The organism is Symbiobacterium sp., assembly GCF_040797425.1.
Taxonomy (GTDB): Bacteria; Bacillota; Sulfobacillia; order Symbiobacteriales; family Symbiobacteriaceae; genus Symbiobacterium.
This window is the reverse complement of record NZ_JBFNEH010000003.1, coordinates 105,293-122,471: the sequence shown is the minus strand read 5'-3', so window position 1 is coordinate 122,471 and position 17,179 is coordinate 105,293. Positions and strand designations below refer to the sequence as shown.

11 protein-coding genes are annotated in these 17,179 nt (G+C 68.5%); 2 read left to right on the top strand and 9 right to left on the bottom strand.

The window, feature by feature from the left end:
• Positions 1–211 precede the first annotated feature (211 nt).
• Both pepF and AB2385_RS01870 read right to left on the bottom strand, forming a co-directional pair.
• On the bottom strand, positions 212–2,005 hold the full coding sequence (gene pepF / locus AB2385_RS01875) for an oligoendopeptidase F (protein WP_367653221.1): 1,794 nt from the start codon (positions 2,003–2,005) through the stop codon (positions 212–214).
• Between the two features lie 638 nt (positions 2,006–2,643).
• Positions 2,644–3,024 (bottom strand): hypothetical protein, encoded by a 381-nt coding sequence (locus tag AB2385_RS01870; RefSeq protein WP_367653220.1) that lies wholly within the window; start codon positions 3,022–3,024, stop codon positions 2,644–2,646.
• A gap of 165 nt (positions 3,025–3,189) precedes the next feature.
• Between AB2385_RS01870 and AB2385_RS01865 the strand changes: the two genes are divergently transcribed.
• Positions 3,190–4,323, top strand: coding sequence for a hypothetical protein (locus AB2385_RS01865; RefSeq protein ID WP_367653219.1), 1,134 nt, complete (start codon positions 3,190–3,192; stop codon positions 4,321–4,323).
• 160 nt (positions 4,324–4,483) lie between these two features.
• A complete protein-coding gene (locus tag AB2385_RS01860) occupies positions 4,484–4,978 on the top strand; it encodes an HXXEE domain-containing protein (protein ID WP_367653218.1) in 495 nt (164 codons plus the stop codon).
• 76 nt (positions 4,979–5,054) lie between these two features.
• Here AB2385_RS01860 and AB2385_RS01855 read toward each other — a convergent pair whose 3' ends face one another.
• The 7 genes from AB2385_RS01855 to secD all read right to left on the bottom strand — a co-directional run bounded on the left by AB2385_RS01855 (position 5,055) and on the right by secD (position 17,140).
• Positions 5,055–7,256, bottom strand: coding sequence for a bifunctional (p)ppGpp synthetase/guanosine-3',5'-bis(diphosphate) 3'-pyrophosphohydrolase (locus AB2385_RS01855; protein WP_367653216.1), 2,202 nt, complete (start codon positions 7,254–7,256; stop codon positions 5,055–5,057).
• 32 nt (positions 7,257–7,288) lie between these two features.
• Positions 7,289–7,801, bottom strand: a complete 513-nt coding sequence (locus tag AB2385_RS01850; protein ID WP_367653215.1) for an adenine phosphoribosyltransferase — start codon at positions 7,799–7,801, stop codon at positions 7,289–7,291.
• 43 nt (positions 7,802–7,844) lie between these two features.
• On the bottom strand, positions 7,845–10,421 hold the full coding sequence (recJ, locus tag AB2385_RS01845) for a single-stranded-DNA-specific exonuclease RecJ (RefSeq protein ID WP_367653213.1): 2,577 nt from the start codon (positions 10,419–10,421) through the stop codon (positions 7,845–7,847).
• A gap of 231 nt (positions 10,422–10,652) precedes the next feature.
• Complete coding sequence (locus AB2385_RS01840) at positions 10,653–13,070, bottom strand: VWA domain-containing protein (protein WP_367653212.1); 2,418 nt, start codon at positions 13,068–13,070, stop codon at positions 10,653–10,655.
• Positions 13,067–14,650, bottom strand: coding sequence for an ATP-binding protein (locus tag AB2385_RS01835; protein WP_367653211.1), 1,584 nt, complete (start codon positions 14,648–14,650; stop codon positions 13,067–13,069). Before AB2385_RS01835 ends, AB2385_RS01840 begins: the two co-directional genes overlap by 4 nt.
• Before the next feature lie 309 nt (positions 14,651–14,959).
• Complete coding sequence (gene secF / locus AB2385_RS01830) at positions 14,960–15,892, bottom strand: protein translocase subunit SecF (protein ID WP_367653210.1); 933 nt, start codon at positions 15,890–15,892, stop codon at positions 14,960–14,962.
• Positions 15,893–17,140 (bottom strand): protein translocase subunit SecD, encoded by a 1,248-nt coding sequence (gene secD / locus AB2385_RS01825; protein WP_367653209.1) that lies wholly within the window; start codon positions 17,138–17,140, stop codon positions 15,893–15,895.
• Positions 17,141–17,179: the final 39 nt, after the last annotated feature.

Genomic DNA, 17,179 nt, shown 5'->3' with positions numbered 1-17,179 from the left:
GAAACCCTCCAATCGCTTGGAATACCACTATAGTATAACCCTTACATGCATATGCTCGTCTAGTCCCCAAGTTTGTCATCGGGTCGTTCTGCGATACCCAGACCCGCGCCAGGGACCTGGCGCCCCAGGGCGTGCGCGGTGCGGACTCCAGCCACCGGGCTGCCAGGTCCCCGTTGCGGCGCCCGACGATGGCATTCTTACGGCGCCGGGACTAGAACGATGCCTCCAGTTCGTCGATCAGCGACCCCACGTAGGCGACGGCCTTGCGGATGGGATCCGGCTTCGTCATGTCGATGCCCATCATGGCCATCAGCTCCATGGGCGGACGGCTGCCGCCGGCCTTCAGGACCTCCAGCCACTGCTCCGCCGCCGGCCGCCCCTCCTCCTTGATCCGCTGCGCCACGGCGGTGCCGCAGGTGAGGCCGGCGGAGTAGGTGTAGGGATAGAGCCCCATGTAGTAGTGGGGCTGGCGCATCCAGGTGAGGCGGGCGCCCTCGTCGATGACGACCTCGCCGCCCCAGAACTGCTCCAGGATGGCCCCCTTCGTCTCCGAGAGCAGCTGGGCGGTGATCGGGGTGCCCTGCTCCGCCAGGCGGTAGATCCGCCGCTGCAGCTCCGCCTCCAGCAGGTGGCGCACGAAGTTGTGATGGTAGGTCATGAGCAGCTGCATGATGACCCACCGGCGCATCCGGACGTCGTCGGTTTTCCGGAGCAGATGGTTCGCCAACAGCAGCTCGTTGGTGGTGGAGGGCGCTTCGACAAAGAACAGGGTGGGCTCCACGTTCAGCAGCCGCTGGTGGCGCCCCGCCAGTTCGAAGTGACCGGCGTGGCCCAGTTCGTGGGCAAGGGTGAAGACCGAGCGCATCTGGCCGGTGAACGTGAGGAGGATGTACGAGTGGGCCCCATAGGGCGAGGTGCAGAACGCGCCGGCCTGCTTGCCCACGTTGTCGGCCCAGTCGATCCAGCGACTCTCCAGGGCCGTCCGGACAATCTCCCGGTACTCCGGCCCCAGCACCGAAAGGGCCTCCAGCACCAGCCGGCCGGCCTCTTCGAACGTGACGGTCGGGTTGTACTCGGGGTCCAGCGGCGCCTCGATGTCGCAGTAGCGCATCTCGTCCAGCCCGAGCACCCGCTTGCGCAGCCGGGCGTACCGGCGCATGTGGGGGGCCAGCTCGGACTGGATCACGTCCAGGAGGTTGTGGTACACGGCGTGGTCGACGCGGTGCGGCGCCAGCAGCATGTGCGTGGCGGACTCGTAGCCCCGCAGCCGGGCAATCACGACGTTCTTCTTCACCTCGGTGGCGAAAGTGGCGGCCAGGGTATTCTGGTAGGCGGCCAGGCCCCGGGCGAAGGAGTCGAAAGCGGCACGCCGGACGGCGGTGTCCGCCGAGAGTTCCAGCTCGTCCTCGTACACGGGGAACGAGACCGGCCGGGTCTGGCCGTCGGGCGTGGTAATGGGCGCAAAGGTCATGTCGGCGGCGCGGGCCCGCTCGTAGATCATGTAGGGCGCGCCCGTGACCTCACCCAGTGCGGCCAGGGCCTCCTCGGTCTCGGGGTGCAACCTGTACGGGCGCTCGATCAGGATCTGCTCCAGGTAGGGCCGGTAGACCGCCAGGTCGGAATCGGCGGCCATCCAGGCCTCCACCTGCCCCTCGGGCAGCGCCAGGATCTCGGACTTCAGGAAAGCCGTAGCGGCGGCGCTCCGTGCACCGAGGGCCGCCGCGGTGGCGGCCATCCCCTGGTTCTGGGGGTCGGAGCCGTCCGCGGCCAGCTGCAGCTCGGCGTAGCACGCCCAGCGCAAGTATCGCTCCAAGAGCGCCTCGAACGCCCGCAGGGCCGCCGCCAGGGTGGCCGGCCCCTCCGCGAGGCGCCCCTTGTACTGTGTGACAGTCTGCAGGTCCGCCTCCAGGGCCTTGCCCTCGGCTTCCCAGTCGGAACGGGTCGCAAACAAGTCACTCAGGTTCCAGGTCTGCTCGACCGGGACCTCGCTTCGGCGTAGACGCATCGGGCACTTCTCCTTCCCGTATTTGGATACACAGTCTCTTCGACAACCAGGCGGGGCCACCTGCATGGAGGGTAAGTATTGGGCAGGGCCGATGCCGCACTTGGAGCCCCCGACGGGGCCGCGCACGGTGGGATGACGGCGACCACACCGGCGGCGGTGGCGCCTGGGGGAAGAATACCATCACATGCTGCAGCGGTACCGGCCAGGCCCGGGCACGGGCGGGGATTTCCTGCAGCCGGGCGGAGCGCGAGGCCGGGCAAGAGGACCAGCGAGAATATATAGAGAATATAGTACTAAGCGAAAAGCACTAAGGCGATCTGGCACGCGCGTTGTATGAGTTTTATAGTCGTTTGTTATACTTCCTCATCGAGCAGTCGGCGGGGGAACATCTGCCTTGGAAGGGGATCGCGTGATGTGCGATGCAGAGCCCGCCATGGGACGTGCAATGCCGCCTGCCAGCGGTTTCATGAAAGCGGTGGATGGGCTGCTGATGGCCGAGTTGGGCGGCGCCCGACGGCCCGCGAGTCGAACCGGAACACGTGGCCATGTGCGCGGTTCCCAGAGAACGGAACGACCCTGTCGCAAGGTGGCCATAGGAAGATCAGTGCGGACTGTGGCTGAGCTCGACGTTTGCGCGGTCACGGGATTGCAGAGTGGAAAGGATCACGGTCGTGCCACACAGGGTGGCCAACTGGCTCCTTTTCCTTACGTGCACCCTCTTTCTTGTCGCTAAGGACTTCGGTCTGAATGTTCGCTGGCTCTTTCCGGTGGCCTGGATCTCCGCCATCGTCACCTTCGTTGCCCACTTCGTCGCAATGTCCAAGGACGATCCGAAGGACCGGTTGTACTGAATCCTGGCGTGGCTTGCTGGCTCTGCACTGCCGCTTGTAATTGGCTCCTGGCGCGCCGCGGTTTTCATGGTAGTCTTCTTCGTCTAACCCCTTGTCGTGATCGATGTGATTCTGCGCACCCGGCAGGCCCTTCGGAAATAGATCCATTGGCCCGTCGCCCAGCAGCACCGCGGCCGCCACCGGATCCGGTCGTTGTCCGTCCCTGCAGCCCTGCTCCGGGGACCGGGGCCTCGCGGGGCGCGATCATGCCGCTCATCGTGGCAAAGGGATGGCATTTGGCAGTGCAGACGGCGTCAGGCCGGCACCGAGGCGAAGTGACGAGGGGGCGGTATCATGCGCGAGATGGAACCGGCGCTCACGCGGGACATGGCGCAGCAGCCCAAGTTCATGCAGTCCGTGAACGAGTTGCTGCAAGACCGCCAGGTTCTCTCCGAGATGGCCGAGCGCGGCGGTGCGCCCGCTGAGACCTTAACCGAAACCGTAGATCAGAGGCAGTTGGAGGCCTTCGCGCTCGTCTACGTGACCAGAGTTCTTCGTGAGGAGATGGCCCGCTCCTACGAGGCCTTCGCGGCGGAGTACGGCACGGGCGACCTGCAGAAACACCGGGGCCTCCGCCTGGAGGACCCGCAGGGCCGCACCCTCTACCGCCTGCGCCTCGAGGCGGAGCAGATTCGGCGGGAGACCCCGCAACCGGCGAGCCAGGAGCGGCCGCTGACGCAGGAACACCGGATCACGGCGGCACAGGGGCTGTCGCCGGAGAAGGCAGCGGCACCTACAGCCAGCGAGCAACGCAGAGCCAGCGACGCCAGACAACCCGGCAGCCACAGCAGCGCACCGCCCGCCGAGGACGCCCGGACGGCCCAGCGGCGCCCGCAGCCCCAGGCCGTGGAACAGGCCCGGGTGTACCTGCAGGAGGAGAACCGCACGCACACCACGCTGGACCGTGCCGTTCAGGGAAACCCGGGCAGTGCAAGCAGCGACGCCCTCGCCCTGGGTTCACGGAAGGACGCTGCGCACACCGAACGCGCAAGCACCCAGACAAGGGAAACGGTCGCGCGCGGCCGGGCGGATGCGCAGCCCACGCCGGCCGTGGCGTTCGGCACCGCAGCGGGCAGTGCGGCCGAGCCGGAACCCGCCGGTCCAGGAACTGGCGCCGCTGTGGTGTACGCGCTGCCCTACGTGCTCCTGGGCCTCACCCTGCTCGCCTTCCTTACGGACCTGCGCGGCAGCCTTACCGGGGCACGCCTCGCGTTCTACGTCCTGGCCCTGGCGACGGTGTCAGCCCAGTGCGTGGCCGCCGTGCGGATGAGCCGGAAGGCGCGGCTCGTCGCCGGACTGGTCATCCTGGTTCTTGCGCTCCTGTTCCGCGCGCTCGGTTTCGGACTGCTGTCCGGCTTCGCACTGCTGCTTGCGGTTCTGCCCCCTGCCGTCGCGGAAGGGCTCCTGGCGCGGCGCGCCCGGGCCTGACGCCCCACTGCGGCGCCCCGCCCGACCTTGGAAACTTGCTCCTTCCTTTCACCGTGGCGACAGTAGAAGCAGCAAAGAAGCGCTACCTTCCCAGGGGGAGGCACGCGTAAGGAAACCCGTGCTTGTTCCGCAGGAATGTCATGGAGGTCAGATGAACGGGATGACACTGAGAACCCTCTTCTGGCTGGGCCCGCTGGTTTTCCTCGTTCACGATCTGGAGGAAGTGTTCCTGGCGCGGCCCTGGGTGGAGCGGAACCGCTTCCTGATCGCGGGCACGCCTTTCGAACCCATCGTCGACGCGATGGGCTATGAGCCGGTGAAGTTCGGCCTCGTCGTCGCCCTGGCCACGATCGTGTACGGGGTGATCTCCTACTTCGCAGCCAGAGCGTGTCAGCCTGGACTGAGGATGAACCTCTTTGTCGCCACAGTACTGACCCTGTTTGTTAACGCCATCACGCATGTGGGGCAGGCCCTCCTGCTCCGGATGTACACCCCGGGCGTAGTCACCGCGGTGCTGGTGGTTCTGCCCTACACGCTGGTCGCGTTCCGCACCCTGAGAGCACACCGGCTGTTGACCGCGACCACCTGGAAGACCAGTCCTCTCCTGGGCATCGGCATGCTGGCCGCCCTCTTCGGGCTGATGATCGCCCTTTGACGGGGGCGAGAAATGGAAAGACGCCGGCGCGTTCTGCGTCGGCGTTGTTCTGTGGCCTGATATCCGGGCAAACCCATCACGCCTGCTTGGCCCGGGCGGGCTTGCCGCGCCGCTCGTGGATCACGCGCTCCACGTGCATCACGTCACGTACCTTGGCGATCTTTTGCATCACGTACTGCAACTGCTGCGCGTCCTTGATCTCCAGCACGAGGTCGAGCGTGGCGATCTTCGACTTGTTCGCCCGGCTGGAGGTGGAGAGCATGTTGATGCGGGCATCGGCGATGATGGAGACCACGTCGGCCAGCAGGCCAGACCGGTCCAGGGCCGTCACCTGCACCTCCACCGGCCTCGGGGTCTGGTAGTTCTCCTCCCAGGCCACCTCGATGAGCCGGTCGTGGTCCTTGGCCAGGTCTTCCATGTTCGGGCAGTCCAGCCGGTGCACGGTCACGCCCCGGCCGCGGGTGACGTAGCCGATGATCGGATCGCCCGGCACCGGCGTGCAGCACCGGGAGAGGCGCACCACCAGGTTGGAGACGCCCTTCACCCGGATGCCGTTGGACGCCTTGCCGTAGCCGGACCAGTCCTTCTTCTCGATCTCGACGGGCGGCTTCGGCTGCTCCTGGGCCCGCCGCTCCTTCTCATACATCTCCCGAAGCCGTGAGACCACGGAGCCCGCGTTCAGCGACCCGATGCCGATGGCGACGTAGAGGTCATCGACATCCTTCACGCTGACCCGCCGGCAGACCTCGGCCAGCCAGTCGTCCCGCATCAGCTCGTGCGCCTCGATGCCGGTCTTCTGGACCTCGGCCTTGAGCATCTCCTTGCCCCGGGCGAGGTTCTCCTCCCGGCGCTCGCGCTTGAAGAACTGGCGGATCTTGTTCTTGGCCGAGGCGGTCTTCACCACCTTCAGCCAGTCGATGGAGGGCCCGGGCGACTGTTTGGAGGTCAGGATCTCCACCACGTCGCCGTTCTTGAGCGGCGTGTCGAGCGGTGCGATCTTGCCGTTCACCTTCGCCCCCACGCAGCGGTAGCCGATGTCGGAGTGGACGGCGAAGGCGAAGTCCAGCGGCGTGCCGCCCGCCGGAAGGCTGAAGACGTGCCCCTTGGGCGAGAAGACGAAGACCTGGTCGGAGAAGATGTCGACCTTGACCGACTCGACGAACTCCTTGGCATCGCGAATCTCCTGGTGCCACTCCAGGAGCGACCGCAGCCACTGTAGTTTCTTGTCGAACTCCTTGTCGGTCTTGCCTTCCTTGTAGACCCAGTGGGCCGCCACGCCGAACTCGGCGGTCCGGTGCATCTCGCGGGTGCGGATCTGAATCTCGAAGGGCTCGCCGTACGGCCCAATCACCGTGGTGTGCAGCGACTGGTACATGTTCGGCTTGGGCGTGGCGATATAGTCCTTGAACCGCAGGGGCAGGGGCTTCCAGTGGCTGTGGATGATGCCCAGGACGGCGTAGCAGTCCTTGACCTCCTCCACGATCACGCGGATCGCGATGAGGTCGTAGATCTGCGAGATGTCCTTGCCCTGCTTATACATCTTCTTGTAGATGGAGTAGAAATGCTTGGGCCGGCCGGAGATGTCGGCGTGGATGCCCTCCTGCTCCAGCACCGCGCGCAGCTGGTTCATCAGGTCCTGCGTGATGGCCTGCCGCTCGGCCCGCTTGCGGGCGACCAGGTAGGTGATCTCCTGGTAGCGCTCCGGCTCCAGCACGCGGAAGGCAAGGTCCTCCAGCTCCCACTTGATCTCGCTCAGGCCGAGGCGGTGGGCCAGGGGCGCGTAGATGTCCATCGTCTCCTGGGCGATCCGCACCTGGGCATCCGTCGGCTGATGCTTCAGCGTGCGCATGTTGTGGAGCCGGTCGGCCAGCTTGATCAGGATGACCCGGAGGTCCCTGGCCATCGCCAGAAACATCTTGCGCAGGTTCTCGACCTGCGCCTCATCCCGGGATGTGAAGTTGAGGCGGTCCAGTTTGGAGACCCCGTCGACCAGCGAGGCGATCTCCTTGCCGAACCGCTGTTCCAACTCCACGTAGGTGACGCCGCAGTCCTCCAGCACATCGTGCAGAAGGGCGGCCGCGATCGATTCCTCGTCCAGCTCCAGCGACGCCACGATTTCCGCAACGGCCAGCGGGTGGGTGATGTAGGGCTCACCGGACCGGCGAGTCTGCCCCTCGTGCGCCTTGGCGGCAAACTCGAAGGCCCTCTGAATCAGGGCGACATCCGCGCTGGGGTTGTACTCGCGCACCTTGTCGAGCAGTGGCTGCACCTCAATCACGGCTGTCACCCCCCCTCCCTGCGGCCAGCGTCTCAGAACTGAATCAGCGAGAAGACTTCGTGACCCTCGAGCCGCTTCCTGCCCCCGAGCTCGCTGAGCTCGATCAGGACGGCGACCCCCACGACCTGGGCGCCCAGCGACTCGACCAGGTCGACGGTTGCGCGCAGCGTACCGCCCGTGGCCAGAAGGTCGTCGACCACCAACACCTTCTGCCCGGGCACGAACGCGTCCTCGTGTACCTCCAGCCTATCCTCACCGTACTCCAGTTGATACGAAATCCCCCGCGTTTTCCACGGGAGCTTGCCTGGCTTGCGCACGGGCACGAACCCGGCGTTCAGGCGATAGGCCAGCGCAGACGCAAAGATGTAGCCCCGCGCCTCCGGACCGGTGACCATGTCCACCCCCAAGGGCTCGAAGTAGCTCGCCAGCGCCTCGATGGCTGCGTGGAACGCCTCGCGGTCCTTGAGCAGCGTCGTGATGTCCTTGAACGAGATTCCAGGCTTCGGGAAGTCCTCAACGGTGCGAATCTTCGCCTTGAAATCCATGAATTTTGGCCCCCTCACATCTCATTATATTGCTCCAATCGCCTCAGGCCAACCTTCCCGTGCTGCGCCGCGCCAGCGCCGCGCGGGCCTCCTGGCCCCGCCGGTACCGCTGGCTGGACGTCAGGTCGAACCGGACCCCGTCCGCGGCCACGAGCTGCCCGCTGGCGTCCACGAGCCCGACCTCCGCAAAGATCGCCATGCCGCTCTCAAACCGAAGCCGGTTCCAGGGGCCGGGGACCTCCCCGAGCCGCAGGGCCAGCTCCTCCGGGGTAGCATGCCCACTCCGGAGCAACCGGAAGAGGTGCACCAGGACGTCGCGGTCCGGATAGGGCCACCCCAGCGTCGCCTCCGCCACCGGCCAGTCCTCCTCCTGCCAGAGCAGGTGCAGCCGCTCCGCCGGATAGCGGACCGGCCCGTACGGCGGGTGGAAGAGCACCACGTCGGTGAACGGCCCGTGCGCGCCCTGGCCGTGAGCCGCCACCACGAGGCGGGCCGCCTCCGGCTCGGGCTCGCCCGGCAGCCAGAGCGCCAGCCCCCGGCGCAGGTCGGGCATCTCCCGGTCCAGCCGCTCCGCCAGCGCCAGCGCCGCCCAGGGGCTGGAGGTGAGCACCAGCACCCGGGCACCTGCGCTCTGGCAGAGGGCCGAGAGGTAAGTCAGCCGGGGGTCTGCCGCCTCCTCGGCCATGGCGGCGCTATCCGGAACCGCCCCTGTACCGCCGGGAAGTGCGGCGGCCGCCACCTCGCCGGCCTGCGCCGCCACTGCCGCCAGCAGTTCCGTCAGCCGCCCGTCCCGGCCGTCGATCACCGTGCCCGGTCGGAGCGGCCCCTCCCCACCGGCCATCCTGCCGGCCTCGGGCGCCACGCCCGCCAGGGGGTCCCAGGCCAGGCAGTGCTCCTCCCTGAGCCGGAAGGGCCTGCCGTCTCCGGCCGGCTTCAGGTCCTTCAGCACCAGCTGCACCCGGCTGCGGCCCATATACGTGTTGATCTCGGGCTGGTAGGCCACCGCCACCCGCCGGCCCCGCTCGGGCGCCACCTGGGCCATGTTCCAGCCCACGGCCTCCACCGGGGCCGCGCCGTCCCCGGTGCGCAGGTAGAGCTTCAGGTGTTGCTGCTCCCGGCCGATCGGGCGGCTCTCCACTACCTCCAGCCCGTCCGTGGCCAGCACAGGCGCCGGGTTGCCGATGCCATACGGCTCCAGGCCCGCGAGCTCCTGGATCAGCCGCTCGTCCACCAGCGAGAGCGGCACGAAGGCGTCCACCTGCTGCTCCGGAACCAGGTCCTCCGGCCGCAGCCACTCCGACGCCAACTGGTTCATGCGCCGGCGCAGCTCCCCCACCTGTGCGGCGCTGCGCATCGACATGCCCGCCGCGGCTGCGTGGCCGCCGAACTTGGTGAAGAGGTCGGCCATCTGCAGGAGCGCCCGCTGCATGTGGAAGCCCGGAATGGAGCGTGCGGAGCCCTTGGCCTCGTCGCCGTTCACGGAGAGGAGAATCGTCGGCCGGTGGTAGACCTCGAGCACCCGGGAGGCACAGATGCCCACCACGCCCTGATGCCAGCCCTCGCCGGCCAGCACCACCGCCCACTCCCGCTCCTCGGGCGGCAGGGCGGCCGCCTGCGCCAGGGCCTCCTGCAGGATCGCCGCCTCGGTCTCCTGCCGGGCGCGGTTCTCCGCATCCAGCCGGCGCGCCAGTTCCAGCGCCCGGCGGGGGTCGTCGGTGAGCAGAAGCTCCACCGCCTCCGCCGCCGTGCTCATGCGGCCCAGGGCGTTGATGCGGGGCCCCAGGGCGAAGCCCACGTGCCCGGCGGTAACGGGCGGCTTCACCCCCGCCACCTCCATCAGGGCCCTGAGGCCGGGGCGGCGCGTCTCGCCGAGCCTTGCGAGCCCCTCCCGCACGATGGCCCGGTTCTCGCCCACCAGGGGCATCAGGTCGGCGACGGTGCCCACCGTCACGATGTCCAGCAGGTCCCATACGCCCGGGCCCTCCAGGGCGAGGGCCAGCTTGAACGCCACGCCGGACCCCGCCAGACCCTTGAAGGGGTACGTGCAGTCCGGCCGCCGCGGGTTGATCAGCGCCGGTACTTCCGGCAGCACCGGCCCCGGCTCGTGGTGGTCGGTGACCACCAGGGTGAGCCCGATCTCCCGGGCCAGCCGGGCCTCGGCGACGGCCGAGATTCCCGTGTCCACCGTCACCACGAAGTCGTGGCCGCGGTCCCGGATCGCCTTGAGGGCGTCCGCGTTGAGCCCGTAACCCTCGCTGAACCGGTCGGGGATATAGTACTCCACCTGCGCTCCCAGCGACCGGAGCGCGATGACCAGGACGGCCGTGGCGGTCACCCCGTCGGCGTCGTAGTCCCCGTAGACCATGATGGGCCCGCCCTGCGCCAGCCGCGCCCGGATCAGGTCGACGGCCTCCCTCATGCCCTTGAGCCGGAAAGGATCGAGGATCTGGCTCCGCCCGGCCGTAAGGAACTCGTGGGCCTGCTCCGGCGTCCGCAGCCCCCGGTTGACCAGCACCTGAGCGGTGACCGGCGAGAGGGAGAGCTGCGTCGAGAGCAGGTAGCAATCCGCCGGATCCGCCAGGACCGGCCGCCAGCGCTTCGGTCGGTACGGTCGCGCCAACCCCGCTCACTCCCCGACAACCTGCTGCCCCCCGGCAGCAGGGTCGCTGGCGGGGGGCCGGGATGATCAAATGACCTTAATGTGTTCGAGCCGCGGCTGTTCAATCCCTGCCATCGACCCGAATTTCCCGTGGGCCCCCCGTTCGGCGGGCGCGGCGGCGGGCGTCCCCACGCCCGGTGACCCCGCGCCAAGCTTACTGCGCCGCCTCGGGCGACTCCGCCAGGCCGCCACTCAGCGCGTGCGCGGCGCCAGCTTCATTCGCTCCTGATGGGCGATGCTGATCAGCGATTCTGCGGAAAGCTCGTCCACCACGTGCAGTGTGCCGCCCGCCTCCCGCGTGAGGTGCTCCAGGTAGCGGCGGGACGGCTGCAGGCCGATGCAGCCGAAGGGGATCCGCGCTGCCCGCAACAGTCGTGCGGCCTCGAGGGCGTCGGCGAGCGGGTCCGCAGTCCAGTGCGGGACCGTGGGAATGCCATCGGTGATCAAGAGCAGCAGCGGGCGGCGCACCCGGGAACTGTGGATGAGCTCCATCGACCGGACAAGCCCGTGGGCGAGCGGGGTAAGGCCCAGGGGCTGGATGCGCGAGAGGCCCTCCTCCACCGTGCCGTAGTCGCGGGTGAAGGGCACGTAGACCCGTACGTCCCGCTCCTGGAAGGCGATGACGGCGATGCGGTCGCGGGTCGAGACCAGGAGGTGCCGGGCCAGGTGCTTCGCCGCCAGGATGCGCCGCCCGGCCATGGACGCGCTGGCGTCGATGAGGAGGCAGATGTGCAGCTGGTGTTCTGCTGCCCGCAGGTGCACGTGGATGTCCCTGCGGTCGAGCCGCAACCGGATCGCGGCCTCCGGCTCCGTCCCTCCCCCCGGCGCTGCCGCCAGGCCCGGGCGGTGGCCCACCCGTTCCAGCCAGGTGCGGCGAATCGCCGTCATGATGGTCTCCGGCACGGCGACGTCGTTCAGCCAGGCGCCGGGCTGTGCGGGGGCCGTCCCGCGCACCAGCCCGTAGCGCACGTCGGGGGAGGGCGCACCCCGGCCGGGTCGCCGCACGCCGCGGGTGGGCAGTCTGCGACCGGGAATGCGCCGGATGAGTTTGCGAAACCGGAGCTTCACGTCCCGCAGGTGGCAGCGCAGAAAGGCCAGGAGTTCCTTGCCCTCGGGGGTCAGCCGCATACCCCGCACCTCCCGGCGCACCAGCCCGGCCTCCTCCAGTTGCCGCAGCATAAAGGGCGCCTGGTTGCCGCCGCCCTGATAGAGCGCGGCCCAGCCCTGCTCCCGGGCCAGATCCTCGAGCACCCGCTTCAGTTCGTCCGGCGATCCCAGTTGGCGGGAAAGCTCCAGCGCCTGCTGCATGTGCGGGGCCTCGGGCAGCGGGTATCCCCCGGATCCCGGGGGCCCGAACGTCCCGTCCCGGACGGGCAGGTCCGGGAGCGCCGCCCTTCCCCGGAAGGCGGGGGCCTGCCGGACCGAACCGCCTCGGAGGCTGTCGCCTGCAGACGAGGCATCCCCGGGTGGGACCACATCCCGGGTGGCAGCGGCATCCAGCAGCGCCGGACGCCGGCGCAGTGCGGAGTCGCGAAGTGCTGCCGCCTCTTGGGCGAAACCGCGGCCTGCGCTCTCGCCCGGGCTCCCGGCTGCGCCGTCGCTCTCGCCACCCTGTCCGCCCGGAGAACCGTGGCGTTCGCCGCTGCCCACCCCTTCCCAGTCCCCGGCCGCGCTGAAGCACCCGTCGGGCTCGGTTTGTCCACGTTCCCCGACAACATCGCAGAACTCGCCGCGCTCTCCTTCGCCGTGCCCTCTCGCGGCGTTGTCATACTCAGCGCCCGTGGCTTCCCGACGGCCCCCTGCCGCGTTGAGGAGCGGATCGTCACCCCGGGGCCCACTGACGCTGCGCTGCGTCGCGACGTGCGTCTGCTCCCCCGCCCCGGGCGGTGAGGCTGTGCCGGAAACCGTTCCCGGCGCGGACTCAGACAGGCCGCCGCCATACAGCCCCCGGACAGGTGCGACGGGCCGGCGAACCTGGCTGATGTAGGAGTCGAGATTGTCGCCATAGTAGCGGCCCAGATCCGGGTCGTCGCCGGCGCGGCCGCCGCGCCGGTGGGCCAGCCGCTCGATGCGCCTGAGCTGCACTCCCATGGCCATGATCGCTTCTTCCACCGCGCAGACGACCCGCCACGCCAGGGCCAGGTCCTCGTCGGGCAGCAGCCCGGCCAGATGGACGTGGTTCTGGTGGGCCGCCATGGCCGATGGATTGCGCATGCGGTCCAGGCTGCTGGTCAGCCGTCCCCCGCCGGTGGCAGTGCCCAGGTCGAAGAAGTCCACAAGCCGCCTGCCCGGAGGGCATCCCGGCGGGGCGGGCAGCCCGTCCAGTACCTTGCGGACCGCCGCCGCCACGGCTCTGTGGTCCACGCTGGCCACGCTGTGGAACACGTCGATGTGCACGACTTGCCCGGCCTCCGCCAGGCCGTAGGCCGCTTGCCCGAAGTCCACGTCGGTGAGGATCACGACCCGGGCCGGGTCACAGTACTCGACCACGTGCAGCCGCCGGCTGACCACAGCGGCCTCGCCCAGTCGCACCCCCCGGCCGCCGGCCAGGGCGAGGCGAAGCTTCTGGTCCCAGTTCCGGGGTGCGGGCCGACGCCCCGAGGGCCTCATGGGTGCCCCAGCTCCTCTTCGGTACGGACCCACTCGTCCGGCGTGAGAGCAGTAATCGGCCTGGCCGGATGGGGCGGCGCCTGGGGCGGCAGGCGGGCCGGGTCGGCCAGCGAGCGGCCGATCCCCAGTTGCGACAGCACCCGGTGAAACCACGACGGGCCGCCTGCAGGTCTCTCCCCACCGCCGCGCCGACTGTCGCCCCCGCGGCAGTCGTCCCCCGCGGCGGGGCCTTCGCCGCCGAAACGCTGCCCCTGCGGAGTGCCCGGGCCGGTCACCTCCCCGACCGCTCCCGGGGCACGCGCGCCCGCCGCACCGCCGGGGCGGTCCTCGGCGCAGGAGTGGCTGCCCTGCCCGGCCGGGCCTGCGCTGGCGCCGGCCGTGCGGGTCGCGTTCGCGGCTCCCGGTTGTCCGGGTGCGGTCGGCCCAGGTTCCGACTGGGCCCCCGCCAGCAGCCCGCCCAGCGAGACGCCGGTCAGGCGCTGGCGGGCGGCAGCAACAGGTGTCACCGGTGGGGTGTGAGCACCGGGAGCGGGCGCCGATTCCTGGAGGGCGGCGAGATGGCTGGTGATGCGCTTCAGGGTCTCCGGGTCGACTCGATGGCGCAGTGCCAGCGGTGCCACCCGCAGCAAGTCTGCCAGCTGGACCTCGGTGCGGTTCTCCAAGCAGGCCATGAGCCGCATGCAGCTCTGCATCGCCTGCACCGCCCGCAGAGACTCCAGGTCGAACTTGCTGTACAGCGAAGCTACTTCCCGGCGCAGCAGCGGCGGCACCTGCACCTTGTGCAGATCGGCCAGGCGGAGGGCCAGGCGGGTCCGCCACAGCTCGGCCTGCGTCTCGGCGATGCCCGGCGGCGTCGTTCCCTCGACCTCCGCTGCCGCGAGGATCTGCTCCACCACCGCCGGGTCGCCGGGCCGGTCGGTGTAGATGACGAGGTCGAAGCGGTCGCTGAGCTGCCGCCGGATCTCCTCCAGCGGGCCGGGGTCCTCGTCCGGGTTGGAGGCCGCCCAGACGGTGACCTGTACGGGCAGCTCCACCGGCGGCAGGCCCGTCTCTTCGATCTGCACCCTGCCGGGCTTCGTACCCATCACGTCCAGCAACACGTCGGCCAGTTCGGGCGAGGTCTCGGCGAGCCGGTTGATCTCGTCTACGAAGATGATGCCTCTGTGCGCCTGGGGAATCGTGCCGGGCAGGAGCGCCGCCTCGGGCTCTGTGGCCCGGACGAGCCGGGTCAGGTCTATGGAACCCACCACCGTTCCGATTTTGGCGGCGTGGGAGATCTCCAGGAAGGGCATGGGAACCCGCTCCTCGCCCAGTTCGGCGATGGCGGCCGGGCTGAGCCCCCGGTGATGCGGGCAGTGCGGGGCAGCGGGGTCACAGTTGTAGAGGCAACCCTTGATGCGGCGGATCCGCGGCAGCACCCGGCGCACGCGCCGCATGATCGTCGTCTTGCCGGTTCCCCTGAGCCCCTCGGCGTGGATGTGCAGCGGCCGGCCGGCCAGGGTCGAGAGCAGGGACATCTCCACGGCACGGAAAAGGGCGTCGTTTCCGGGATGTCGCACCAAGCCGAGTACTGATTCCATGGAATACCCCCCGAAGGATCGCAGCGGTTACGCCTAGTGTAACCAAACCCTGGCAAGAAACTCGCTCGGCCCTTGTCGATGCTGCCGGTTTATTTCTCGACAGGGAGGCGATTCCCGAGTGCGACATGAATCGCCCCGCCCGGGCCGCCGCTCTCGACACAGATCGCCCCGCAGGGGAGAGCTGCAGGGCGGCGCCCCTCCGAGGGGCGCTCCCGCGTTGCCGGGGCCAAAGCCGCCTTCTTCCCCACTTCCATAACGAAAGCACCCCGCACAAGGCGGGGTGCCGTGAATGCGAACGGTATGCCAGGATCACGCCTTCGCCGGACGGGCCTTCGCCGGGCTCGGATGCCGGCCGCCCTGGTGGTTGCGCTCCCACAGGAACCAGAGCGCCGCCGCGACGACGATGGAGGAGTACGTGCCGGCAAGGGTGCCCACCAGCATGGTGACGGAGAGGTCGAGGATGGTCGAGCCGCCCAGGACGATCATCGCCACCAGCATCATGATCACGGACACGCCGGTGTAAATCGAGCGGGTCACGACCTCCTGGATCGACCGGCTGCACATCTCCTCGAAGGACTCGTCCTTCCGCCGGCTGTGCAGGTTTTCCCGCAGGCGGTCCAACACCACCACGGTATCGTTCATCGAGTAGCCCAGGACCGTCAGCGCCGCGGCCACGAAGTTGGAGCTGATCTCCACCTGGGTGAGCGCCACCACCCCCAGGGTGATGATCATGTCGTGCACCAGCGCCACCACGGCGGTGACGCCCATCCGGAACTCGAACCGGATGGAGATGTAGATCACCTGCAGGACCAGGGCGATGGCGATGGCCAGCAGGGCGTTGCGCGTGAGCTCGCTGGAGACCGTAGCCGAAACCGCATCTTCCCCGACCAGTTCGTAGGGGGACAGCTGCGTCAGGCCTGCGAACAGCTGCGCCTTCTGCTCGTCGGTGAGCACGGGGGTACGCATCAGGTACTCCGTGGCCTCGGGGTTATCGCCGCCCTTGACCTCCACCTGCTGGATCTGCGCATCCATGCCCAGCGCCTGCGAGACGGCGCCGCGCACCTGCTCCATGGTCACGGTCTTCTCGAACTGGATGTCCAGCAGCAGGCCGCCAGTGAAGTCAATACCCAGGTTGAGCCCCCGGAAGAGCAGGGCGCCCAGAGCGATCAGGATGGTGACCACGGCGAAGATCACGTACTGCCGTGCGTACCGCATGTAGCGGACTCGGGTGAGGAAGCTCATTTACTCGGCCACCTCCTTCACGCCGAAGAGGGTACGCTTGTTGAACCAGCCAGTGTTCACCGTCAGCAGGACCAGCCAACGGGTAAAGGTGATGGCCGTGAACATCGAGAGGATGGTACCCACCAGCAGCGTCACGGCGAAGCCCCGCACGGGGCCGGTGCCCAGCCACAGGAGAATCGCCGCGGCGATGGCGGTGGTCACCTGCGAGTCCAGCACCGTCACGTACGCCCGATGGAAGCCGGCGTCGATGCCGGAGCGGAGCCCCTTGCCCTTGCGCAGCTCCTCCTTGATGCGCTCGAAGATGATGACGTTGCCGTCCACCGCCATGGCGATGCCCAACAGCACGCCGGCGATGCCGGGGAGGGTGAACACGTTATTGATCATGAGCAGGACGATCATGTTGAGGATGGCGTAGACGCCCAGTGCGATGTCAGCCAGGAAGCCCGGAACCCGGTACAGCAGCACCATAAACAGCAGCACCGCGATCATGCCGATGGCACCGGCCCGGAGCGACTTGGCGATGGAGTCGGCGCCCAGGGTGGCGCTGACCATCCGGGCCTCTACCTCCACCAGCTTGATGGGCAGGGCGCCGCCGTTGATGAGGGCGGCCAGCTGCCCGGCCTCCTCGGCGGTGAAGTTACCCTCGATGGTGGCCTCGCCGCCCGGGATCGGCTGCCGCACCACCGGGTTAGAGATCACGTCGTCGTCCAGCATGATGTAAATCGGTGAGCCGACCCACTTGGCGGTGGCCTCATAGAACTTGTCCGGCCCTTCGCCCTTCAGCTTCAGCGTCACCACGAAGTTGCCGTACTGATCCGTGGACACGCCGGCCTTCTCGACGTCCTTTCCGGTCAGCACCTCGTTGCCCTCGGGGTCGACGAACTTGAGCACCGCCGTCTTGCCGATGACCTCCCGGGCCTCGTCGATGTCGGCGGCACCCGCGATCTCAACGATGATCCGGTTGCGGCCGTCCACCTGCACCACCGGCTCGGAGACGCCCAGCGAGTTGATGCGGTTCTCGATCACGCTCCGGGCCGCCTGGATCTTGTCCGGCGTGACCTCACCCAGTTCCGAGTCGACGCCCTCCAGCACGATGTGGGCGCCGCCCTTCAGGTCCAGACCCAGCTTCATATGTTGCAGAATTCGTGCAGAGCCCGTGTCCGGGGCCGGCGACAGGTAAAAGCCGATGGTGCCGCCGACGAGTACCAAGATCAGGGCCAGAACCAGTCCGTTCCAGCCGCCCTTCATGGCCCGTCCTCCTCCAGGTAGAATGAGTTCGCCGCAAAG